General features: G+C 62.2%; 20 protein-coding genes. 15 read left to right on the top strand and 5 right to left on the bottom strand.

From position 1 onward, the window contains the following. Positions 1–128 precede the first annotated feature (128 nt). The 8 genes from argS (at position 129) to tatC (ending at position 8,618) form a co-directional block, all read left to right on the top strand. A complete protein-coding gene (gene argS / locus BLW50_RS09525; protein WP_090700833.1) occupies positions 129–1,889 on the top strand; it encodes an arginine--tRNA ligase in 1,761 nt (586 codons plus the stop codon). 89 nt (positions 1,890–1,978) lie between these two features. After that, the gene (locus tag BLW50_RS09520; RefSeq protein ID WP_090700829.1) at positions 1,979–3,391 is read left to right on the top strand and encodes an SPOR domain-containing protein; all 1,413 of its coding nucleotides are present in this window, start codon (positions 1,979–1,981) and stop codon (positions 3,389–3,391) included. Between the two features lie 110 nt (positions 3,392–3,501). Continuing rightward, the gene (nagZ, locus tag BLW50_RS09515; protein WP_090700825.1) at positions 3,502–4,524 is read left to right on the top strand and encodes a beta-N-acetylhexosaminidase; all 1,023 of its coding nucleotides are present in this window, start codon (positions 3,502–3,504) and stop codon (positions 4,522–4,524) included. Positions 4,525–4,580: 56 nt separating this feature from the next. Beyond that, positions 4,581–5,396, top strand: coding sequence for a segregation and condensation protein A (locus BLW50_RS09510; RefSeq protein WP_090700821.1), 816 nt, complete (start codon positions 4,581–4,583; stop codon positions 5,394–5,396). Between the two features lie 50 nt (positions 5,397–5,446). After that, positions 5,447–6,577 carry an SMC-Scp complex subunit ScpB gene (scpB, locus tag BLW50_RS09505; RefSeq protein WP_244544187.1) on the top strand — a complete coding sequence of 377 codons (1,131 nt, stop codon included), beginning with the start codon at positions 5,447–5,449 and terminating at the stop codon, positions 6,575–6,577. A 164-nt stretch (positions 6,578–6,741) separates the two neighbouring features. Beyond that, the gene (locus BLW50_RS09500) at positions 6,742–7,029 is read left to right on the top strand and encodes a twin-arginine translocase TatA/TatE family subunit (RefSeq protein ID WP_090700817.1); all 288 of its coding nucleotides are present in this window, start codon (positions 6,742–6,744) and stop codon (positions 7,027–7,029) included. A 120-nt stretch (positions 7,030–7,149) separates the two neighbouring features. Next, positions 7,150–7,623 (top strand): Sec-independent protein translocase protein TatB, encoded by a 474-nt coding sequence (tatB, locus tag BLW50_RS09495; RefSeq protein ID WP_090700813.1) that lies wholly within the window; start codon positions 7,150–7,152, stop codon positions 7,621–7,623. Between the two features lie 242 nt (positions 7,624–7,865). Further along, on the top strand, positions 7,866–8,618 hold the full coding sequence (gene tatC, locus BLW50_RS09490; protein ID WP_244544456.1) for a twin-arginine translocase subunit TatC: 753 nt from the start codon (positions 7,866–7,868) through the stop codon (positions 8,616–8,618). 27 nt (positions 8,619–8,645) lie between these two features. Here tatC and BLW50_RS09485 read toward each other — a convergent pair whose 3' ends face one another. Next, a complete protein-coding gene (locus tag BLW50_RS09485) occupies positions 8,646–10,121 on the bottom strand; it encodes an undecaprenyl-phosphate glucose phosphotransferase (protein WP_090700810.1) in 1,476 nt (491 codons plus the stop codon). Between the two features lie 254 nt (positions 10,122–10,375). Between BLW50_RS09485 and rplM the strand changes: the two genes are divergently transcribed. Next, on the top strand, positions 10,376–10,846 hold the full coding sequence (gene rplM, locus BLW50_RS09480; protein ID WP_090700806.1) for a 50S ribosomal protein L13: 471 nt from the start codon (positions 10,376–10,378) through the stop codon (positions 10,844–10,846). 2 nt (positions 10,847–10,848) lie between these two features. Next, a complete protein-coding gene (gene rpsI, locus BLW50_RS09475; RefSeq protein WP_090700802.1) occupies positions 10,849–11,325 on the top strand; it encodes a 30S ribosomal protein S9 in 477 nt (158 codons plus the stop codon). An 83-nt stretch (positions 11,326–11,408) separates the two neighbouring features. Here rpsI and sigJ read toward each other — a convergent pair whose 3' ends face one another. Further along, positions 11,409–12,317: an RNA polymerase sigma factor SigJ gene (gene sigJ / locus BLW50_RS09470; protein WP_090700798.1), complete on the bottom strand. Its 909-nt coding sequence runs from the start codon at positions 12,315–12,317 to the stop codon at positions 11,409–11,411. A 168-nt stretch (positions 12,318–12,485) separates the two neighbouring features. Here sigJ and BLW50_RS09465 point away from each other — a divergent pair, with 168 nt between their 5' ends. From BLW50_RS09465 to argC, 4 genes are all read left to right on the top strand, one after another. Further along, complete coding sequence (locus BLW50_RS09465) at positions 12,486–14,102, top strand: MFS transporter (RefSeq protein ID WP_090700794.1); 1,617 nt, start codon at positions 12,486–12,488, stop codon at positions 14,100–14,102. Positions 14,103–14,141: 39 nt separating this feature from the next. Then, complete coding sequence (locus tag BLW50_RS09460; protein ID WP_090700790.1) at positions 14,142–15,365, top strand: NAD(P)/FAD-dependent oxidoreductase; 1,224 nt, start codon at positions 14,142–14,144, stop codon at positions 15,363–15,365. A gap of 335 nt (positions 15,366–15,700) precedes the next feature. Further along, positions 15,701–16,939 carry a hypothetical protein gene (locus tag BLW50_RS09455; RefSeq protein ID WP_139267548.1) on the top strand — a complete coding sequence of 413 codons (1,239 nt, stop codon included), beginning with the start codon at positions 15,701–15,703 and terminating at the stop codon, positions 16,937–16,939. 114 nt (positions 16,940–17,053) lie between these two features. Then, complete coding sequence (gene argC / locus BLW50_RS09450) at positions 17,054–17,980, top strand: N-acetyl-gamma-glutamyl-phosphate reductase (RefSeq protein ID WP_090700782.1); 927 nt, start codon at positions 17,054–17,056, stop codon at positions 17,978–17,980. Positions 17,981–18,064: 84 nt separating this feature from the next. Here argC and BLW50_RS09445 read toward each other — a convergent pair whose 3' ends face one another. Continuing rightward, the gene (locus BLW50_RS09445) at positions 18,065–18,913 is read right to left on the bottom strand and encodes a fumarylacetoacetate hydrolase family protein (protein ID WP_090700778.1); all 849 of its coding nucleotides are present in this window, start codon (positions 18,911–18,913) and stop codon (positions 18,065–18,067) included. Between the two features lie 275 nt (positions 18,914–19,188). Here BLW50_RS09445 and BLW50_RS09440 point away from each other — a divergent pair, with 275 nt between their 5' ends. Beyond that, complete coding sequence (locus BLW50_RS09440) at positions 19,189–20,463, top strand: OmpP1/FadL family transporter (protein ID WP_090700775.1); 1,275 nt, start codon at positions 19,189–19,191, stop codon at positions 20,461–20,463. Positions 20,464–20,521: 58 nt separating this feature from the next. On the opposite strand, the gene BLW50_RS09435 is transcribed toward BLW50_RS09440, so the two are convergent. Both BLW50_RS09435 and phaC read right to left on the bottom strand, forming a co-directional pair. Continuing rightward, on the bottom strand, positions 20,522–21,067 hold the full coding sequence (locus BLW50_RS09435) for a sugar O-acetyltransferase (RefSeq protein WP_139267547.1): 546 nt from the start codon (positions 21,065–21,067) through the stop codon (positions 20,522–20,524). 92 nt (positions 21,068–21,159) lie between these two features. Continuing rightward, positions 21,160–22,971: a PHA/PHB synthase family protein gene (gene phaC / locus BLW50_RS09430; RefSeq protein WP_244544186.1), complete on the bottom strand. Its 1,812-nt coding sequence runs from the start codon at positions 22,969–22,971 to the stop codon at positions 21,160–21,162. Positions 22,972–23,069: the final 98 nt, after the last annotated feature.

Here is a 23,069-nt window from a genome sequence, read left to right as displayed (position 1 = left end):
GCAAGTAGGGACCACAAGTAGGGGCCACCAGCGCAGTGGTTGCGATGGGCTTCTAGATCCTGCCTTTTTTGACCCTGCCTGTGATTTGCGATAGGCCGCGCGGCCAGAGATATATCCGGATTGAATTGATGAACATTTTTGCTGAATTCCAGGCGCGGGTCGCCGATGCGTTGCGGACGCTGGTCGGACAGGGGCGGTTGCCCCAGGACCTTGACCTCACCCGTTTCGTGGTCGAGCCGCCGCGCGATGCCTCCCACGGCGATCTGGCGACCAATGCCGCCATGGTCTACGCCCGCGAGGCCAAGGAGCATTTCGGCAATCCACGTGCCCTGGCGACGGCCTTGGCCGAGGCCATCGGCGCCATGCCGGGCGTGGCGGCGGTCGAGATTGCCGGGCCCGGTTTCATCAACATCCGCCTCGATCCGGCGATCTTCGCCGACGTGCTGCGCGTCGCCCTCACCGACAAGAATTACGGTCGTGGCAATGCCTCTGGTAAGGTCAATGTCGAATATGTCTCGGCCAATCCGACCGGGCCGATGCATGTCGGTCATGGCCGTGGCGCCGTGTTTGGCGACGCGCTTGCCAACCTGCTGGCCTTCTCCGGCCGTGACGTTGCCCGCGAATATTACATCAACGATGCCGGCGCTCAGGTCGATGTGCTCGCGCGCTCGGCCCATCTGCGCTACCGCGAAGCGCTGGGCGAGACGATCGGCGAAATTCCCGAAGGTCTCTATCCCGGCGATTATCTCAAGCCTGTCGGCGAGAAGCTGAAGCAGCAGTTCGGCAACACGCTCCTGGGCAAGGCCGAGAGCGAGTGGCTGCCGCAGGTGCGTCAGGCGGCGATCGACGGCATGATGGAGATGATCCGCACCGATCTCGCCGCGATGAACATCAGCCATGATGTCTTCTTCTCGGAGCGCACGCTGCATGGCGGTGCGGATTCCCCCATCGCTAAGGCGGTGGCCGATCTGCGCGCGCGCGGCCTGATTTATGAAGGACGCCTGCCGCCGCCGAAGGGGCAGTTGCCAGAGGATTGGGAGGATCGCGAACAGACCTTGTTCCGCGCCACCGAGTTTGGCGACGATGTCGATCGTCCGCTGGTCAAGTCGGACGGATCCTATACCTATTTCGCCGCCGACATCGCCTATCACAAGTCGAAGTTCGATCGCGGCTTCCTCGATATGATCGACGTCTGGGGCGCCGATCATGGCGGCTACGTCAAACGCATGCAGGCGGCCGTGAAAGCGGTCTCGCAGGGCAAGGCCGTGCTCGACGTGCGCCTGTGCCAGCTCGTCAAGCTGATGCGCGACGGCCAGCCGGTGACTATGTCGAAGCGGGCAGGGACATTCGTCACCCTGCGCGAGGTGGTCGACGAAGTTGGCGTCGATGCGGTGCGCTTCATGATGCTGTTCCGCAAGAACGACGCGCCGCTCGAATTCGATCTGGCCAAAGTGCTGGAACAGTCGAAGGACAACCCGGTCTTCTACGTCCAATATGCCCATGCGCGCGGATCGTCGGTGCTGCGCCAGGCCAAGGCCACTTTCCCGGACATGGCGTTTGATGGGGCATCTCTGGCGCAGGCGCCTTTGGCTTTGCTGCAGGATGAGGGCGAGCAGGGGCTGATGCGCCTGATCGCCCAGTTCCCGCGTCAGGTCGAGGCGGCGGCGGTGGCGCATGAGCCGCACCGCATCGCTTTTTATCTCCATGACTTAGCGTCAGCGTTCCATTCGCACTGGAACAGCGGCAAAGATAAGCCGCAATTACGCTTTGTTAATGAAGAAACGCGAGATTTGTCCCATGCACGCGTTGCGCTGGTTGCGTCGTTAACCGGTGTCATCGCAGCGGGGCTCGCTCTTCTCGGCGTGAGTGCTCCGCAGGAGATGCGCTGAAAGGCACCGTCCGTTCGATGCGGCGAACGCTTTTCGGCGAGTGTTGAATCGTCGAGGCGTCCGTCCGTGTTGACGTGTGAGGTGTGCCTATGAGTCAAGCTGCTGTCCGACTTCGCGACCCTGTCGATCTCGAAGAGTTTGAGCGCAAGCTCAGAAGCGCGGCGCCCGATCCCAAGCAGGGCGGCGATCCGCTGCAGGAGCTGTCTCGCCTCATCGGGGTCCAGAAGGATCCGCTTGACCAACTCTTCGCTGAGGCGAAGGCGCCCGCTGCGTCTGCCTCTAATTCTGTCGCCATGTCTGGCGTGGCCCCGCGTATCGACGTCGCGCATATCGACGAGCGCCTGTTCCGTCCCGCCGGTCAGCCCGTGTCACAGCCCAAGGCTCCGTTTGAAGACCCCGCCGATATTTCGGCGCTGCTCAATCAGTTTCCCGATGCCGCCGCGCGCTTTGCCGCTGCAGCACCGTTGGCCGCGCCAGCCGCGCAGGATCATTACAACGAGCCTATGCCGCCTTTCGCTGAAGGCTATGACGAGCCGTCCGTCGGTGAGCCGGGCTATCGTTCCGGCTATGACGAACCGCGGAAGTCGCGCCGTCCGCTGCTGTTGATGGGCGCCGCTTTGGTTGTTCTGATCGGTGGCATCGGCGCCGTCGTCGTCAACCGCAGCCATGGGCCGAGCGGCACGCCGACCATTCAGGCGTCCAACACGCCTGTCAAAGTTGCTCCCGCCGCATCCGATACGCCCGACCAGGCGCAGCAGGTCTCGGTGCTCGACAAGGCGAATACCGAACGGCTCGCCGCCAGCCGCGTCGTCACGCGCGAAGAACAGCCCGTCGACATCCGCGCCCAGGCGCGCGTCAACGGCACTGCGTCGGGCGTGATCGCCATGCCGGCCGCGCCTTCGTCGGGCGCGACCAATGGCAATGGCCTGTTCCCCGATCCGCGCCCGGTCAAGACCGTGTCCGTCCGTCCCGACGGCAGCGTCATCACTGGCGGTGATCTGTCGGCTCCCAGAACCCCGGTCGCGCCTGTCGCATCTTTGACGCCGTCGATGACCACCAATCCGCCGCCGGTTCCCGTCGCACGCCCGACCGCCGCGCCGGCTCCAACGCCGGCTGCGCCGAAGACAACGGCACGCGCCACGGCAGCAGCATCCGTCGCAGCCGCGACACCTGCTACTGCTACTGCGGCTCCGGCCGCGCAGCCGCAGGCTGAGGCCGCGAAGCCGCCGGTGGACCGTACTGCTTCGACCAATGCCAGTGGCGACTTTGCCGTTCAGCTTGCCGCGCCCGGTTCGGAAGCCGAGGCCCGCCAGGTGATGACCCGGCTGGCGCAGCGCTTCGGCAGCGAACTCGGCGGTCGCAAGCTGACGTTCAAGAAGGCCGCGGTGGGGGACAAGTCGGTCTACCGCGTCCGCATCTCCGGCCTGTCGCGTGAGAACGCCACCAGCTTGTGCACCAAGCTGCAGGCCAAGGGCGGCAACTGCTTCGTTGCTAAAAACTGATTGGCTAAAAACTGACGACCAAGAATTTCAGGTAAACTCTCAAGCGCGCGGGATTCGTTTTCCGCGCGCTTTCGTTTGATCAAGCTCAAGCGTTGGATGAAGAGGATCGAATGAGCAACGAGGCACGCGCCTTCATTTGCGGTTGCGCCGGCACGGAATTGACGGTGGACGAGCGGGCCTTGTTCGCGAAGACGCGGCCCTGGGGTCTCATTCTGTTCAAGCGCAACGTTGAAGACCGCGCGCAACTGATTCGACTGACTCAGCAATTCCGCGAAATCGTTGGCCGCGCCGATGCGCCCGTGTTGATCGACCAGGAAGGCGGCCGGGTCCAGCGCATGGGGCCGCCGCTGTGGCGCAAATATCCGCCGGCTGGCGCCTTCGCCGCGGCCGGCCATGATGCCGCCGCCACCGCTGATCTGATCCGCACCAGCGCGCAGGTGCTGGCCGCCGATCTCAAGGATGTCGGCATTACGGTCGATTGCCTGCCTGTCGTCGATGTACCGGGGCAGGGCGCGCATAACATCATCGGCGACCGCGCCTATGCGGCCGATCCCGACACCGTGGCCGCCTATGGCCGTGCCGCCTGCGAGGGTGTGCTCGCCGCCGGCGTCCTGCCGGTCATCAAGCATATGCCGGGGCATGGCCGCGCCCGGGCCGATAGCCACTTGGAGCTGCCGGTGGTCGAGGCCTCCCTGGCCGACTTGGAAGGATCCGACTTCGTCCCGTTCCGCGCCCTGGCCGACATGCCGTTGGCGATGTCAGCCCATGTCGTCTACACCGCCATTGATTCGGAGTGGCCGGCCACTGTCTCGGCCAAGGTCGTGTCGCAGGTCATGCGCGGTCACATCGGCTTTCAGGGGCTGATCATGAGCGATGATCTGTCGATGAAGGCGCTGAAAGGCTCGTTTACCGAGAAAACCGAGGCCCTTTTCGCCGCTGGGCTCGATCTGGCGCTGCATTGCCAGGGCGAGATCGCCGATGGCTACGCGGTGGCTAATGCCTCGCCGATCCTCGATGGTGTTAGGCTGGAGCGGGCGGAAAAGGCCCTGGCGGCGATCGCAGGGCCTCCCAGGCCGTTTGATCCTGTGGACGCATGGGCGCGGGTCCAATCCGGGCTTGCGATGACTGCCTAGAGCGATCAAATTCCGCGCCGGCCGGTTGTTTTGCGGCCGAAATGGAGTGATTCGCAGTGGCCGACCTGCCATTCGAAGACGGCGTAGAGCTGGATAAGGGCGTTACAGAACCATCGTTCCTCGTCGACGTGGACGGGTTCGAGGGACCGCTCGATCTGTTGCTTGAACTGGCGCGCCGCCAGAAGGTCGACCTTGCCAAAATTTCGGTCCTGGCCCTGGCCGAGCAATATCTTGAATTCATTGACGAAGCGCGCAAAGTCAGGCTCGAGCTTGCGGCCGATTATTTGGTCATGGCCGCCTGGCTCGCCTACCTCAAATCGCGCCTGTTGCTGCCTGAACAGCCGAAGGGCGAGGAGCCGGCCGCCGCCGATCTCGCCGCCGCGCTGGCCTATCGCCTGAAGCGCCTCGAAGCGATCCGCGATGCGGCCGAAAAGCTGGTGAATCGCCCGCGCGTCGGGCGCGACCTGTTCCTGCGTGGCGCCCCGGAAGGGGTGACGATCCTCAAAACGTCAGAATTCCACGCCAATCTCTTCGATCTGCTGTCGGCTTACGCCCGCCAGCGCCAAAAACACGTTCTGTCGCGCGTGACCCTGAAACAGCGAGTCGTCTGGTCGCTGGCGGAAGCGCGCGAGGCGCTGCAGCGGCTGGCTGGGCGGGCCATCGATTGGACCGCCATGGACACCTATTTGGGCGAATATTTCACCACGCCCGAAACCCGGCGCACCGTTCGGGCGTCGACGTTTTCAGCGTCGCTGGAACTGGTGCGCGAGGGAAAGCTTGAGTTGCGCCAGGATCGCGCTTTTGCCCCGATCTGGGTCAGATCCTGCTCCAATGATCCGCTCGCTCCGGCCCTGAGCGTGGTTGAAAATTAAGTTCGGAAAATTGAATTCGTAGCCGAGTTGAAGCATTCAAGAGGATTGTCGTGGGAGAAGCTGCCGAACAACTGCCTTTTGAAGGCGAGGACGCCATGAACGCCGCTGCGGAAGCGCACCGGGAAGCCATGCGTATCGCGGAGGCGATACTGTTCGCCGCCACCGAGCCGATGGAGGAGGCGGAGATTGGCCGTCGCCTGCCTGAGGGCACCGACGTTGGCGAAGTGATGCTGCAATTGCGCGAGGAATACGCCCATCGGGGCGTCAATCTCGTGCGTGTCGCGCGCAAATGGCTGTTCCGCACCGCCACCGATCTGGGCTGGCTGTTGTCGCGCGACGTCAGCGAGCAGAAGAAACTTTCGAAGGCCGCGCTCGAAACCCTTGCGATCGTTGCCTATCACCAGCCGGTGACACGCGCCGAGGTGGAAGACATTCGCGGCGTCGCCATTTCCAAGGGTACGCTCGACGTGCTGCTGGAGACCGGTTGGGTGCGCTTGCGCGGCCGCCGTAAGGCGCCAGGCCGGCCTGTGACCTACGGTACGACCGAGGCGTTCCTGCTCCAATTCGGTCTCGAACAGATCACCGATCTGCCGGGCCTTGAGGATCTGCGTTCGGCTGGTCTGTTCGATGGTCGCCTGCCGCAGGGCTTTGGCATACCGAAGCCGAGCGACGATAGCGCGCTCACCGAGGACGAAGATCCGCTGGAAGGTGGTGAAACTACCGACCTCTTCACCGAGCCCGCTAACGGGGAAGCTGAAGCGGAAGCCGGGACCGAAGCAGAGGCGCAAGCTGAAGTCGAAGCCCGTGCTGAAACTCAGGCTGAAATCCAGTCCGACCCCCTCGCCGAAGTTGAAGCTGAAACCGAAACCGAAACCACGATCGAAGCTGGTGCTATCGCCGAAGTGGCGGAGACTGGCGAAGTGGTCGAGGTCGAGGAAGCCGAGACTGAGGAAGAGGCTGCCGAAGCTGAGGCCGTGCTCGAGGAGCCAGCTGCCGAGGCTGAGCTTGAAGAGCCGATTGCCGAGGTGGAGGAAGAATCTTCCAGCGAAGCGCTGCTCGAAGAGTCCGTTTCCGAAGAGCCAGCGGCTGAAGAGTCCACCGACGAAGAGGCGGATGAGCCGCAGGATACCGCCTCGGATTCGGACAAGGACGAGGAAAATCCGTCGTCCGACAAAATATAACCGAAAATTAATCGCATCACGGCCGGAAATAGTGCTGTGCAGGCCGGTTCCACTCACCATATTGAAGATGGGTGGGGCTAAATCCTTGTATTTGGAGGCCGCCTTGCCTAACTTCGGCCAATCCGGCGGCGGACCATACGGTTCGTCGTCAACTGGAGGCAATTATGGGAAGCATGTCTCTCTGGCATTGGCTTGTCGTCGGTGCTCTCGCTCTGCTGCTGTTCGGCGGTAAGGGCAAGATTTCCGACCTGATGGGTGATGTCGCTAAGGGCATTAAGTCCTTCAAGAAGGGCATGGCTGAGGAAGACGCTGAGAAACCGGCGACGGAACAGTCACGCACCATCGACCACGCTCCGGCTCAGCCGGCGCCGAGTGCGACGACGGCGCAGCCCGCCGCCACCGCTCAGCCGAGTTCGACCTCGGCCAATAACGAGCCCGCCAAGGTGGGCTGAGCCATTCGCTGAATGACTCACCCCGGGCGATCGTGTCCCGGGGCGGCAATCGTCTGATGCGATCTTGCGTTTGCCAACGCGTGATCGTAAGGCCGCTCCAGCAACTCCCCGGCGGACGCCATGCTCGACTTCGACGCCACTAAGCTTATCATCATCGGTATAGCCGCGCTGATCTTCATCGGCCCGAAGGACCTGCCGCGCGTTCTGCGCCAGGTCGGCGGCTTCGTCGCGAAAATGCGCCGGATGGCCTCTGAGTTTCAGGGCCAGTTCATGGACGCGATGAAAGAGTCCGAGATGGACGAATTGAAGAAGGACATGCAGAAAATCGCCCAGCAGGCGAAAGCTGACATCTCCTTCGATCCCCGCGACACCGAGCGCGAATTGCGCGAGGCGCTGGAGAAGAAGCCGGAGGGGCCGCAGCCGGCGATTCAGGCTCCGATCGATCCCGACAGCCCCGCCTTCCATGTCGATATCCCTCCGCCGCCGGAGACGCCCGATGTCGCCAAATCGGTGGCGACGGCCGAAGGGACCGATCAAGTCGCCGATAAGGCCGCCGTTGAAGTTCAGCCGCAGAAGGTGGCGCAAGGTTCATGACCGACCCGCGCCCGGAGGACGAGGCGCGGCGCCCGGACAAAGCCGCCGCCGCAGAGGGTGGCCCAGAGATCACGCCTGACGCGCAGGTCAACGCGCACGAGAACGAAGCGCGGAGCTCGAATGAAGCGGCCGCCGCAGAAGGTAGCGCAGGAACTATGACGGATACGCAAGTCGTCGCGCACGAAGACAAGACAGCGCTCACGCCGGACGAGGCTGCCATCGAGGCGACCAAAGCGCCGTTGATGGATCATCTCATCGAGTTGCGTTCGCGCATCATCAAGGCGTTGCTCGCCTTTCTCGTGATGTTCGTGGTGTTCTTCTATTTCGCCAAGGACATCTACAACCTGCTCGTCATCCCGTTCGAACACGCGGCCGGGCCCGAGGGCGTCAAGCTGATCTACACGGCGCCGCAGGAATTCTTCTTCACCCAGATCAAAGTGGCGATGTTCGCCGCCGCCTTCGCCGCCTGTCCGGTGATCTTCGCCCAGATCTACGCCTTCGTCGCGCCAGGACTCTATCGCCACGAGCGCATGGCCTTCGCGCCTTATCTCGTCGCCACGCCGATCTTCTTTCTGCTCGGCACGCTCCTCGTCTATTTCCTCGTCATGCCGAACTTGCTGCATTTCTTCCTGGCCATGCAGCAGGCGAAGGAACCGGGCAGGGCGCAGATCGAATTGCTGCCGCGCGTCAGCGAATATCTGTCGCTGATCATGACGCTGATCTTCGCCTTCGGCATCACCTTCCAGATGCCGGTGGTCCTCACCTTGCTCGGGCGCATCGGCATCGTCACCTCAGGCTTCCTGCGCGACAAGCGCCGCATCGCCTGGTTCCTGGTCTTCGTTCTCGCCGCGGTGCTCACCCCGCCGGACGTGTTCAGCATGCTGGCTTTGGCGATCCCGGGCTGCTTGCTCTACGAGCTGTCGATCTATTCGGTGCAGATGATCGAGAAGCGGCGCACGGAAGATGCGGAGGCCGACGAGAAGAGCGCCGCCTGAGGCGGACGCTCTTCTAACCGGCCGCTCTCAGTATGCGTTCTTGGTCGTGACCAACGACAGCGGCGTCTGCAGCAGAATGCGCAGGTCGAACATCAACGACCAGTTCTCGATGTAGAACAGATCGTGCGCGACGCGCTGTTCGATCTTTTCCACCGTATCGGTCTCGCCGCGCCAGCCGCTGATCTGCGCCCAGCCGGTGATGCCGGGCTTGACCTTGTGGCGGGCGAAATAGCCTTCGACCACCTGATCGTAGATCTGTCCATTGGCCGCGGCCTGCAACGCATGCGGGCGTGGGCCGACGAGGGACAGTTCGCCACACAGGACATTGAGCAATTGCGGCAGCTCGTCGAGCGACGAGCGGCGCAGAAAACGACCGACGCGGGTGACGCGCGGATCGTCGCGCGTCGCCTGTTTCACGCCTGACGCATCGCCCATGTCGACATACATCGAACGGAACTTATAAACGTCGATCCGCTCGTTGTTGAACCCGTAGCGCACCTGGCGAAAGAACACCGGCCCGCGTGAATCGAGTTTCACCGCCAGCGCGATCAGCGCCAGCAGCGGCGACAGAACGATTAGCGCCAGGGCCGAGATCACCCGGTCTTCGATCACTTTCATGGCCACCGCCACATCCGACATCGGTTTGTCGAACAGCGGCAGGAGCGGCACGTCGCCGACATAGTTATAGGCACGGCCGCGCAGCTTCAGCTGGCTGCTCAGTGCGCTGATGCGCACGTCGACGGGCAGCACCCAAAGCATCTTCAGCAATTGCAGAATGCGGGCTTCAGCGGTCAGCGGCAGCGCGATGATCAGCAGGTCGACCCGCTGTTCACGGCAGAAGCTGACGAGATCGTCAAAACGGCCAAGCTTAACGTAAGCGCCAATGCGCTCGGGCGAGCGCTCTTTGTCGCGATCGTCGAACAGGCCGAGGATCTGGACGGCGTCGCCAGCCGACCGGTCGAGCCGGGCGATGAGGGTTTCGGCCGCGTCGCCGCCACCGACAATGACGGTGCGGCGCGCCAGCCGGCCGGCCTTGCGCCAGGTCGAAAGGACCAGGCTGGCGCCGACGCGCACCAGGGTACAGCCGAGCCAGCTCGACAGCAGCCAGTATCCGGCGAAGTCGCGCACCGGTGCGATCGGCGTGTCGACGATGACGCAGGCGACCAGGAGGGCGGCAAGGGCGAGAAAGAGGGCGAGAGCGCAGTTCGCCGTCTGTCTCAGAGGCCGCAGGAGCGCCGGAATCGTGTAGCCCCAGCGTTTGCGGATGATGAGAATGGCCAGGAGAGCCACGGCGCTCAGGACCAAGGCCAGCTGCAGGGGCGAGTGCAGCGGTTCAACCGCGACCTCGGAGGCGGCAAGGCCGGTGCCAATGATGACGGCGGCGTCAAGCGCCAGAACGGTGGCGATAACCGTCGGTTGGGAGATGATTTGGTCCGGGGAGACCACCGGCGCGGCCCGCAGGCGCGTTTGCGTTTCGGCCAGATTACGAAGAGGGGAGCTCATCAAGGGGTCCAGTTCTGCACTAAGGCGGACACTGGCGTTGCAGGGGTAAATAAAGGCGGCCGGAAAAGCCGACAAAATCCGTTAATGGGCGGTAATCAGGTATCATAATACCAGATCATAAAAGCCATTGCTGCATAAGGTTTTTTGGTGATTAACGATTGACGGGGCGTCGCCGCTTTCTTATAAGCCCGCATCCATCCGGCGCAGATGCATCGGTTTATGCCGTTGTGCCGCCAATTTACGGATCAAGTCACATGTTCGCAAAAACGACCACGACCAAGGTGGCCGAAGTCGAGAAGAAATGGGTGTTGATCGACGCCAAGGGCCTCGTTGTGGGCCGTCTTGCGTCGCTGATCGCCATGCGTCTCCGCGGTAAGCACAAGCCATCTTTCACGCCTCACGTCGATGATGGCGACAATGTCATCGTCATCAACGCCGACAAGGTGGTGCTGACCGGCCGCAAGCGCGACCAGAAGATGTACTACCATCACACCGGTTACATCGGTGGCATCAAGGAGCGCTCGGCGCGCTTCATCCTCGAAGGCCGCTTCCCGGAGCGCATCGTCGAGAAGGCCGTGGAGCGCATGCTTCCGCGCGGCCCGCTCGCGCGTCAGCAGCTCAGCAACCTGCGTGTCTATAAGGGCGAAGAGCATCCGCATGCCGCCCAGACCCCGGCGACCCTCGACATCGCCAGCCTGAACCGCAAGAACGCAAGGAGCGCCTGAACATGGCCGAGACCCTTTCATCGCTCCAGGACCTCAAGAGCGCCACTGGCGTTCCGTCCGATGCGCCCGTGCATGTCCAGAAGCTCGACAAGTATGGCCGCGCCTATGCCACCGGCAAGCGTAAGGACGCGGTCGCCCGCGTCTGGATCAAGCCGGGCTCCGGCAAGATCACCGTCAACGGTCGCGAGTTCGAAGTTTACTTCGCGCGTCCCGTGCTGCGCATGATCGTCAACCAGCCGATGGGCGTCGCCAACCGCGTCGACCAGTACGACATGGTCATCACCTGTGCGGGTGGCGGTCTGTCGGGCCAGGCGGGTGCCGTGCGTAACGGCGTGTCGAAGGCGCTGACCTATTACGAGCCGGAACTGCGTCCCGCGCTCAAGAAGGCCGGCTTCCTGACCCGCGACTCGCGCACGGTCGAACGTAAGAAATACGGCCATAAGAAAGCGCGTAAGAGCTTCCAGTTCTCGAAGCGCTAATCCAGCCTTCAAGCGACAAGCTTTCAGCCCGACCGGCTCCGCCGGTCGGGTTTTTCTTTGCCCGCTCGCTAGTTTCCGACGGGCTAGGCGATGGGAGCGGGTGGATCGAGCAGCGTGACGTGGCTGAGTTTGTCGGGATTGTAGACCTGATAGATGGCCTTGATCCGCTCCCCACGTGTCTCGAACGACAGCGTCGCGATCAAGGCATCGTCGAGAAAGGTGAGGATGCCGGACTCGCCGTTGATCACGCCGAGACGACGTTTGACGATGGTCTCTTCGGTAACCGACCCGCGTGGAATGAGCCCGCGCGACAGGATCAACCGGACGATCTTGTCGGCGCCGAAAATGCCCGCGGTTGAGACCCTGACCTTTCCGCCGCCATCGGATTTCAACACCGCATCGTCAGCCAGAAGCGACAGCAACGCGGTCTTGTCGCCGGCCTCGATGGCCAGCAGAAAGCGACGCACAAGGCTCTGCTGCATATGGGCCGTGACCTGAAACTTCGGTCGCCCCTCCCGAACTTTCGTGCGGGCACGGCTGGCGATCTGCCGGCAGGCGACCTCGCTCTTGTTGAGGATCGCGGCGATCTCGGGAAAGCCGGCATCGAAAACATCGCGCAGCACGAACACCGTCCGTTCGTCGGGTGAGAGCCGTTCCAGGACGATCATGAAGGCGAGCGACAGATCCGAAGAAAGATCCATACGGCGCTCGACATCGCGATCGGCGGGCTCAACGATGGGCTCCGGCAGCCAGACGCCAGGATAGGCGGCGCGCTCGACTTCCAGATGCCGCAACCGGTCGATACAGATCCGGGTGGTCACCGAGGTCAGCCACGCCTTGGGTGACCTGATTTCGGCTACATCAGATTGCAGCCAGCGCAGAAACACATCCTGCACGACATCTTCGGCCTCTGTGAGTGTGCCGAGCATGCGATAAGCCAGGCCTCTCACATGGCTGCGGTATTGCGCGAAAATCGCCACCAGATCCGGCATCTCGGTTTCTCCCTCCCATCTAAGACGGCCGGGCCAGCCCTTTGTGACACGCCCATGTCACTTTATTTTTCTGGCCTTGAATAGCCCGGTTCTGTCACGAAGCGCGGAGCCGCCCGTCTATAGAGCGACTGGTTTTGATGCCGGTCAGCTCGATACAAGGAGGGGGCTATGTCAAACCTGGTCGAAACCGGCGAGAACGCTGGTCTGGACGTCACGCCGATCACGCCAAGCAGGTCCTACGAGAAGCGGACGATTATCGCGTCCTCGTTCGGTGCGCTGCTGGAATGGTATGATCTCTATATCTACGCCGCTCTGACCGCGACCTTCGCTGAACTGTTCTTTCCGCCGGGCAATGAAGTCGCGGCCACTCTTGCCAGCCTCGCCATCTTCGGCGCAGCTTTCATTCTGCGGCCCATCGGTGCTTTGGTGTTCGGCTATTTCGGCGATCGTTATGGTCGCAAACGCACCTTCCTCGCCACCATCTGGCTCATGGGCGTCGCCACCGTCGGCATCGGCTTGCTGCCGACCTATTCGCAGATCGGCCTGCTGGCGCCCGTGCTTCTGGTGACGCTGCGTCTCGCGCAAGGGCTGGCGCTGGGCGGTGAAGTCGGCGGAGCGGCCACCTATCTCACTGAGAATGCCGCGCCGGGGCGGCGCGGCTTGGCGACAAGCTGGTTGCAGACGACGGCAACGATCGGCCTGCTGCTGTCCATCGTAGTCGTCACAGTGGTCCGCCTGTCCATGGACAGCGCGTCCTTCAGCGCCTGGGGCTGGCGCATTCCGTTCGTTCTGTCCGTGATCCTTCTGGCGGTGTCGGTCTATCTGCGACGCGGATTGTCGGAGTCCCCGGTCTTCGCGCGCATGAAGTCGAAGGGACAGGTGTCCGATAATCCTATTACTGCAAGCTTGTCGAACGGCCGCAACGTCAGGAACATGTTTATCCTCCTGTTCAGCGTCGCCTCAGGCGTTGGCGTTCTCTACGGCGTTGGCCATTTCTATTCGGCTTATTTCCTCGCCAACACGCTGAAGGTTGAACCGACGACGGCCAACATTTTGATGTCGTGCGCGCTGATCCTGGCCACGCCGTTCTATGTGCTCTTTGGTTGGCTGTCGGACAAGATCGGCCGCAAATGGATCATGGTGTCGGCTTGTCTTCTGGCCGCTGTGACCACGCAGCCCGTCTTCAAGGCACTCACGCATTTCGCCAATCCGGTCTTGGAGCGGTTTCAGAGCGAGAATGCTATCGTTGTCGAGGGCAGCGACTGCAGCTTTCGTTTGTTCTCTCCGGCACTGACGCCTTGCGACAAGGCCAGAAACTTCCTCAACGGCCTCGGCGTCACTTATGCCTTCAAAGAAACGCCGGCGGGCAGTCCGGTCAGCGTCGAGGTAGCGGGATCGCGGATCAACGGTTTTGATCCGGCTGCGATCAAAGGCGCGATGAAACAAGCCGGCTGGCCAGAGGCCGCCGACCTGTCGCAGGTTAATAGACCAGTTGTGGTTCTGCTGCTTTGGTATCTCGTCGTTCTGCTGACCATGGTCTATGGCCCGATCGTCTCCTTCATGGTCGAGCTGTTTCCAGCTCATCTGCGGTACACGTCACTGTCGCTACCGTTTCACATCGGTTCGGGCTGGTTCGGCGGCATGCTGCCCTTTGTGCTGACCAGTATCAACGCCTCTTACGGCAGCATCTATGCGGGTCTCTGGTATCCGGTGATCATCCTGCTGGTCTCTTTCATCGTCGGGGCGTTGTTCATCCGCGAAACCAGGCAGAACTCCATCGACTAATCCGCAGATCACATCGAACCAAGAAATGGAGAGAGATCCATGAAGCGAATTGTTGTCCTGGGCGCCGGATTTGCCGGTCTATGGAGTGCGGTCGGTGCGGCGCGCAAGCTCGATGAGCTTGGTATCGCGCGCGACGAGGTGGAAGTCGTCGTCATCAACAAGACGGCGTTTCACAGCATCCGCGTTCGCAACTACGAGGCGCAGTTGGAAGAGACGATCGTGCCTCTGTCCGAAGTGCTCGATCCGATCGGCGTGCGTTGGATCGAAGGCGAGGTCTCCAACATCGACGTCGATGCCAAAGTGGTCACGGTCGAGACGCACGGCGGGTCGACGTGGCTGTCCTTCGACCGTCTGGTATTTGCCTTGGGGAGCAAGCTGGTTCGCCCGGCCATCAAGGGATTGGGCAGCTACGCTTTTGATGTCGACACCTATCACGGCGCCAAACGGCTGGAAGCGCATCTGGCCGGGCTCAGGTCAAACCATGCTCCGGGCCGCTCTACAGCTCTTGTCGTCGGCGCTGGACTGACGGGGATCGAGATTGCGGCGGAACTGCCCGGGCGGCTGCGTAAGCGCGCCCGATCCGACGCGGCTGACGTCAAAGTGATTCTCGCCGACAGAGCGCCACGCATCGGTCAGGAGATGGGGGAGGCGCAGCCGGTTATTGAGCACGCAATGGCGGCGCTTGGGGTTGAGCTCAGGCCGTCGTTCTTTGTGCGAGAGATTGATGAGCAGGGCGCGATGCTCACGTCTGGAGAGCGCATCTTCGCTTCTACCGTGATCTGGTGCGGCGGCATGCAGGCGCATCCGATGACCGATCTCTTTTCCGTCGCGCACGATAAGCTGGGGCGTCTTCCGGTCGATTCCCTGCTGCGCGTCAAAGGCGCAGCCAACGTCTTCGCGGCCGGCGATGCTGCCAGTCTGTTGATCGATGGCCGCCATGACACGATGATGTCCTGCCAGCACGGCAGGCCGATGGGGCGTTTCGCCGGCCACAATGTCGTTTGTGATCTCCTGGGATTGGAGATGCTGCCATTGCAGATCGATTGGTACACAACCGTTCTCGATCTCGGTCCCTGGGGTGCTGTCTACACCCACGGCTGGGATCGGCGGCTGGCGGCCGAGGGCATGACCGCGAAGCGCGTCAAACAGCGCATTAACGGCGAGCGGATTTATCCGCCCCGCACCGGCCGGAAGGCGGACATCTTCAACGCGGCGAAGCCTACCGTGGACGATCCGCCAAAATTCGCTGGCGCGAGCCGTTAGGGGTTCGCAAAAGCCGAATCCTTGGTTGCGGAGCCGCAATAGGCGAGGCGGGCGAAAGCTGTATATTGAGCACGTCTGCCGGGAGCCCCCTCCCGGCAGAGGTGCTTGGAGTGATTCTCAAAGCGCGCGCGGGTGGCGAACTGGCCACGAACGGGTTCTCGCGTCTGTCATATCGGATATGCTAATCCTCCCCCGCTGGGGGCTGACGCTTGTGCGCTGTCGCACACGGTTGGCTGTCCATATCTGACAAATCTTCTGGATGATGGCTTGAGCACCACAATTTTGGCCGGTTGGTCGTGCCATCGACATGCTGTCATTTTTCAAAGGAGCTGATCGTGATCCGACCCAACTTGCGGCCCGTCGTCTTGTCTTTCGCGATCGTGCTGGCCGCGCCCCTCAGCGCCTTTGCCCTCGAAAGCTTCGTGCTGGAAAACGTCCGTCTCGAGACGCCGACGAACAAGACCTCAATCCTGCTCAAGCGTGTCGAATTCGTCGATACGAATCTGACGCGCGAGGAGGCGCAGAAACTGTTCAGCCTTGACGCCGACCGGGGTGAGCAGACGGCGATTGTGACGAAGGCGCAGGCCAAGCGCATCTTCGCGCCGGAAATCGTCGTCGAGCCGAAGGGCGAACGCACCGGCCTGATCACCTTGCGCACCTATGAGGTGAACGATCTCGATCGCGGTCGCTTCGCCAAAGTGTCGCTTGCCTCCATCGATGGCTCGGCAACCGACAAGGCCGGCGCGGGCACGATCAAATCGGGGCCGATCGTCTTGGAGCAGGGCGACTTCGGCCGCATCATCACCGCGGTCAAGGACGGCGACTTCACCAATGGTGTTGCTCAGCTCGGCAAATTCTCCTGGACCGGCTTCGAACTCGTCGTGCCGGATACGAAAGTGCCGGGCGCGCAGATGAAGTTTGGCATGGCCTCGATGGTCGGCGGCAACACCTATGACGACGGCCTGCCCGTGACCATGAAGGCTGAAATCAAGAATGCCACTTTCGAGCCGGCCAAAGGCAGCGAGATGGCGCAGAGCTTCGCTCAATTCGGCTACGATAAGATCGACATGGGCATGACGGTCGCTGGCGCTTACGATTTGGCCAAGAAGGCCTTTACGTTGAGCGATTATACGCTGTCGGGTGTCAATGCCGGCCAGCTGACCTTGACCGGGCTGTTCGGCAATATCGACCGCACCGCTTTGGTCGGTGATCGCATGGCGCGCCTCAGCGGCCTCATGCAGGGTAACGTCAGCGAATTCACCGTTCGCTTCGCCAATCAGGGCCTCTTCGATAAGGCGCTGAGCTATTATGCCACCACGGTGAACCGGGCGCCGGCCGACATCAAGGCTGAATGGGCGTCGGCGGCGACCGGCATGCTGCCGATGCTGCTCGGGGGCGACCCCTCGGCGCTCAAGCTGGCCGAAGCGGTCAATGTCTTCCTGCGCGATCCGAAAAGTCTGACTGTCACATTAAAGGGCAAGAATGGCCCGGTGAGCTTCATGGAAGCGACGCAGATCAAGGATCCCGCCACCTTCATGCAGAAGGTGGGCGTGACCGCGACGGCCAATCAATAGGCTGTTGCCAATCCAACGAGGACCGGCGTGTCGATTTTCTTGACACGCCGGTCCTCTTGGCTGATGGCTGCGCCGCGCCTATCTGGGCGTGTAAAGGCAAAAGGATTGAGCGCCATGGCGGCGAAGGTTTTCATCGACGGCGAAGCTGGAACGACGGGGCTCCTGATCCGGGACCTGCTCGGCGCGCGCCGTGACGTGGAAATCGTCTCCATTGATCCAGCCAAGCGCAAGGACGCGGACGCCAAGCGCAAGCTGCTCGAAGGCGTTGACCTGACCATCCTGTGCCTGCCCGATGACGCAGCCAAGGAGTCGGTAGCGCTCGCCACTTCGCTCGGCGGCAACGGCCCCAAGGTTCTCGACGCCTCGACGGCGCATCGGGTGGCGCCCAATTGGGTCTATGGCTTTGCCGAATTGGCAGAAGGGCAGGAGGCGGCGATCGCCAATGGCCGCCTCGTCGCCAATCCCGGCTGCTACGCCACCGGCGCCATCGCGCTGCTGCGGCCGCTGGTCGATGCGCAACTGGTGCCGGCTGACTATCCGATCACCATCAATGCGGTCTCCGGCTACAGCGGCGGCGGCAAGTCGATGATCGCCGACTATGAGGCGCGCACCGCACCGGATTTCGAACTGTATGGCCTTGGCCTGCAGCACAAGCACATACCCGAGATTCAGGCCTATAGCCGCCTGTCGCGGCGCGCCATCTTCGTGCCGTCGGTGGCGGACTTCCGCCAGGGCATGCTGGTGTCGGTCCCGCTGCATCTCGACACCCTGCCGGGCAAGCCGAAGGCGGCCGATCTCGAAGCGGCTTTGGCCAAGCATTACGCCAGCGCGCAGTTCGTCAAAGTGGTGCCGGGGACGGCGATCGCCAAAGAGGGCGGCAAGCTTGAGGCGGAGTCGCTCAATGACACCAACAATATGGAATTGCGCGTCATCGCCAATGAACAGCATGGCCAAGTGGTGCTGGTGGCCAAGCTCGACAATCTCGGCAAGGGCGCCTCGCGTGCCGCGGTCCAGAATATGGACTTGATGCTGGGGCTTTGATCCTGTTTACGGCAGCTGCACAGTCGTTTCTTGAATCTAAAACGGCCGGGCATTGCCCGGCCGTCTTGTTTGTGGGGTAGGGCCTCAGCCCTTGAACGCCACCACTTTGCTCTTCTGTTCGCCAAGGCCTTCGATGCCGAGGGTGACCACGTCGCCAGCCTTCAGCCAGTTCGGCGGCTTGCGGCCGAGCGCGACGCCCGCCGGCGTGCCGGTGGTGATGATGTCGCCGGGATCGAGTGTCATGTAACGGCTGACCCAGCTGACGATTGAGTTGACGTTGAACACGAGATTCTTGGTGTTGCTGGATTGCTGCCGTTGGCCGTTGACGTCGAGCCAGATCGCCAGATTGCCGACATCCTTGATCTCGTCCGCCGTCACCAGCCACGGGCCGATCGGGCCGAAGGTCGGCGCGCTCTTGCCCTTGGTCCACTGGCCCGAACGCTCGATCTGGAATTCGCGCTCCGACACGTCATTGCAGATGAAATAGCCGGCGATGTGTTTGCCGGCGTCGGCTTCGTTCACGTAGGAGGCCGTCTTGCCGATGACGAAAGCGATCTCCGCTTCCCAGTCGAGCTTCACGGAATCGCGCGGGAACATGATGTCGTCGTTGGCGCCGACGATGCAGTTCGGCGCCTTGTTGAAAAGGACTGGCTCGGGAGGAACCTTCGCGCCGGCCTCGGCCGCATGGTCGGAATAGTTCAGGCCGATGGCGATGAAATTGCCAGGCTTGGCGACGCAGGGGCCAAGACGCGGATTGCCTTCCACCAGCGGCAGCTGATCAGCTTTGGCGGCGGCGATCTTGGCCAGGGAGTCCGGGCCGAGATGGGCTCCGCTCAGATCGGGGACAATGCCGCTGAGGTCGCGGATCTTGCCGGCGGCGTCGATCAGGCCGGGCTTTTCCTTGCCGGGCTGGCCGTAGCGAACGAGTTTCATAGCCTCTCCTTGGTTGATTCGTAGGGGCGGTTTCCTCAGCCATGATCATGGCAATAAGCGGCGTCTATCGCCTGCCTTTGGGATACGGAAATGTTGCCGAAAAGCAACTGCGGATCGAATTAGCGCCGTTCTAACGAGCGCTTTGCCCAATCCCGAGCCGTTTGCATTGCCTCCCCTCAAAAGCCGGCGCTAAAATGCGTCATAATTGTGATTTCTGCCATATGTGTGACGGTCAGGTTTTTGCGGCGGCGGCTGCGGACCTTGGAGGGACGTTGATGATCAATTGGTACCGGAAGGCTCTACAGATTTCGGTTGCAGCGGGCGCGCTTTTGGGGGCCGCGTCGGTTGCGCAGGCTGGCGGTTTCGCCTTGCGCGAGCAGAGCGCCGCTGGGCAGGGCATGTCTTTCGCGGGTGTTGGTGCGGGCGCGGGCGGCCTGTCGTCCATGTTCTGGAACCCGGCTGCCGTCACGCAGACACCGGGCTGGAACAGCGAGTGGGTCGCGACCGGCATTCTGCCTTATGCCTCGATCAGCCCGACCTTGCCGAACGTCACGCCGCTGGTCGGAGCCCAAGTGGGCGAGCCTGCTTTCCTGGCGTCGGGCTACACCAACTACCAGATCAACGATCGCTGGTATCTCGGCTTGAGCACGAGCGCGCCGTTCGGGCTCGCCACCCGTTCCTCGGAAATCTGGGGCGCCCAGGCTTACGGCACCACGTCGAAAGTGGTCAGCTTCAACGTCAATCCGGTCGTCGGCTGGAAGGTCAATGATTGGCTGGCGATTGCCGTCGGTCCGCAGATTCAATATTTCGAAGTGCGCCTGCGTGGCTCCACCGCTGCTTTCGGCCCGGGTGGCTCGAACATTCTCGCCGGCAACAACATCGGCGCTGGCGTCACCGCCGGTATCATGCTGACGCCGTGGCAGGGCACCCGGATCGGTCTGGGCTTCCGCTCGGCGATTTCGCATGCGCTGGAAGGTGGCTTGCAAGCGGGCGGCCCCGCCGTCATCCCCATCCGCACCAAGGTGACTCTGCCTGAAACCGTCACCCTTGGTGTCTCGCAGGACTACGGTCCGTGGACGGCCAACCTCGGCCTCGAATGGACCAACTGGTCGCGTCTCAAGACGTCGGATGTGTTTGCCCTCAACGGCACCATCATTCCGGCCGCCAAGCAGAACTACATGTGGCGCGACGGCTGGTTCCTTTCGGGCGGCCTCGAATATCACTACAGCCCGCAATGGACGTTCCGCGGTGGCGTCGCTTACGAATGGTCGCCGGTCACAACGGCCGTTCGCTCCGTGCGCCTGCCTGACACCAACCGCATCTGGGCTTCGCTCGGCTTCAGCTATAAGTGGAACGAGCGGATCAGCTTCGATGTTGGCTACACCCACATCTTCGGCACGCCGGACAATATCTTCCTCGGGCCGGGCAATCCGAGCTTCATCGCGCCGCTGCTGTTCACCGCGAACACGCGCGCCCATGTCGACATTCTCTCGGTCGGCGTGAAGTATCGCTGGGATACGCCGGCTGCAGCGGTCGTCGCCAAATACTGATAGCGACGAAGCGACTGACGAACTCAAGAGCCGGGCATTGCCCGGCTCTTTTGTTTGATCAGGCTTTGATCCGCGCTGGATTGCCGATGACTGTCGCGCCGGCGGGAACATCGCGTGTAACGATGCTGCCGGCGCCGATGATCGCATCGTCGCCAATGGTGACGCCGGGCAGAATGATCGCGCCGCCGCCGATCCACACATTGGCGCCGATATGAATCGGCCGTCCGAATTCCAATCCTTGCTGACGTAGTGCAGGGTCGCGCGGATGATCGGCGGTGAGGATTTGCACCGAAGGGCCGATCTGCGTGCCCTGACCAATCGTCACCGCGACGACATCGAGGATGATGCAATTGAAATTGAGGAAGACATCATCGGCGACGGTGATGTTGTAGCCATAGTCGCAATGGAAGGGCGGGCGAATGTTGACGTTGTTGCCAACCTGTCCGAAGCGCTCGCGCAACAACGGTCGGCGTTCGGCCGAGGTGAGCGCCGCAGCCGCATTGTAGCGCGCGAGCCAGGCGCGCGTCGCTGCTTGATCGGCTTGAATCTCGGGTGCGGACGCATCGTAAAGCGCGCCCGCCAGCATCTTATCTTTTTCGTTCATTTCCCAGCGCCGTGCAGTTTGATGGAATCGTCAAACGCCACAAAGACGCGTCGAAATAAAGACCCCAGGCGAAATCGCGGGAACGCGATCGCCTAGGATTTCACCCGCACATATTCGCCCGGCGCTTCGCGCAGCGCGGGCAGGGCGCCTTGTCCTGGTTCGCGCGCTTCGACTTTTTCCGGCGCTTGGGTGGTGATCCAGTTGATCCAGTCGGGCCACCAGGAACCGGCGGTTTCGGTCGCCTGGGCGATCCAATCCTCGAAGGCGCCCTGCACGGGGCCACCGGTCCAGAACTGATATTTCGGCTTGTTGGGCGGATTGACCACGCCGGCGATATGGCCGGAGCCCGCCATCACATAGCGCATCGGGCCGCCGAAGAATTTGGCGCCGGTGAACACCGATCGTGCCGGTGCGATGTGATCTTCCTTCGCCGCCAGATTGTAGACGGGGATCTTCACGTCCTTGAGATCGAGATGACGCCCATCGAGCTCCAGCTTGCCGCGCGTCAGATTGTTTTCGAGATAGCAATTGCGCAGATAGTAGGAATGATTGGCCGCCGGCATGCGCGTGGAATCGGCATTCCACGCGAGCAGATCGAAGGCCGCCGGATCGACGCCCTTGATGTAGTTGTTGACCACATATTGCCAGATCAATTCGTTCGGCCGCAGCATGTTGAACGCGGTCGCCATCTGCGCGCTGTCGAGATAGCCGCGTTCCATCATCTTCTTTTCGATGGCGGCGATATTCTCGGCGCCGGCGAACCATTTGAGATCGCCGGCATCGGTGAAGTCCACCTGCGTCGTGAAGAACGTGGTGCTGCTGACGCGGTTGTCGCGCAGCTGCGCCATCAGGGCGAGCGCAATGGCGAGCAGCGTGCCGCCGACGCAATAGCCGATCGTCGTCACCTGACGTTCGCCGGTGGCTTTCTCCACCGCGTCGAGCGCGGCGAATATGCCTTCGTGGATATAGGCCGAGAAGCCTTTGCTGGCGTGCCGCTCGTCCGGATTGACCCAGGAGATGACGAACACCGTCAGCCCCTGTTGAACGCAATAGCGCACGAAGCTCTTCTCGGGGTTGAGGTCGAGCACGTAGAACTTGTTGATCCACGGTGGCACGATGAGCAGTGGCCGCTTGTACACGGTCGGCGTCACCGGCGCGTACTGGATCAGCTCGATCAGCTCGTTCTGAAAGACCACCTTGCCCGGTGTCGTCGCCATGTCGCGACCGAGTTCGAACTTCGAGGCATCGGCCTGGCGGATGCGCAGATTGCCTTTGCCAGCCTCGATGTCCTCGGCGAACATCTGCAGGCCACGCACCAGATTGGCGCCATTCTCCGCCAACGTCTTGCGCATCAACTCGGGATTGGTGGCCAAAAAGTTCGAAGGCGACAAGGCGCCCGAGATCTGCCGGAGATAGAAGGCGGCTTTTTCCTTGGTCGCCGGATCAATGGTGTCTGCCTGGTCGATCATGTCGTTCGCCCAGCGGGTCGAGATCAGATAGGCTTGCCGCAGGAAATCGAACACCGGCATGGCCTGCCAGGACGGATCGGCGAAACGTTTGTCGCCCGGGTCGGGTGTCGCGACGGGCACGGATTGTTCCCCGGACATGCGCTTCCAGGTCGAGCCCCACAATTCGAACAGCGAGCCGGTGAGTGCCTGCTGTGCATTCATCGCCTTCTGCGGATCGGCCATCCAGTAATCGGCGATGGCGCCAAAGGTGCGCACGGCCTCGGCCACCTGTCCGGACGTGTCAGGGGCGGTCTCGCCCTGTTCGAACGGCTTCAGCCAGGCGGCCAGGGCCTTGCCGGTCTGTTCAGTGGCGCGCGCCAGGTTGAGCGACAGGGCCTCGAAGTCCGGAACCGGAAAATCGTTCGCGTCGCCGGCTTTCGAGTCCTGCTTCTGCAAGGCTTGCTTCACCGGTAAGGCTTGATTCGCCTCGGGCTTGACCGTAGGAGGCTGGGGCTGCGCCTCGATGACGAGCGACGTTGCCGGGGAAGCCGCTG

This window comes from Beijerinckia sp. 28-YEA-48 (assembly GCF_900104955.1).
Taxonomy (GTDB): domain Bacteria; phylum Pseudomonadota; class Alphaproteobacteria; order Rhizobiales; family Beijerinckiaceae; genus Terripilifer.
Note: the sequence above shows the minus strand (reverse complement) of the source record. Positions and strands in the feature narration are given on the sequence as shown.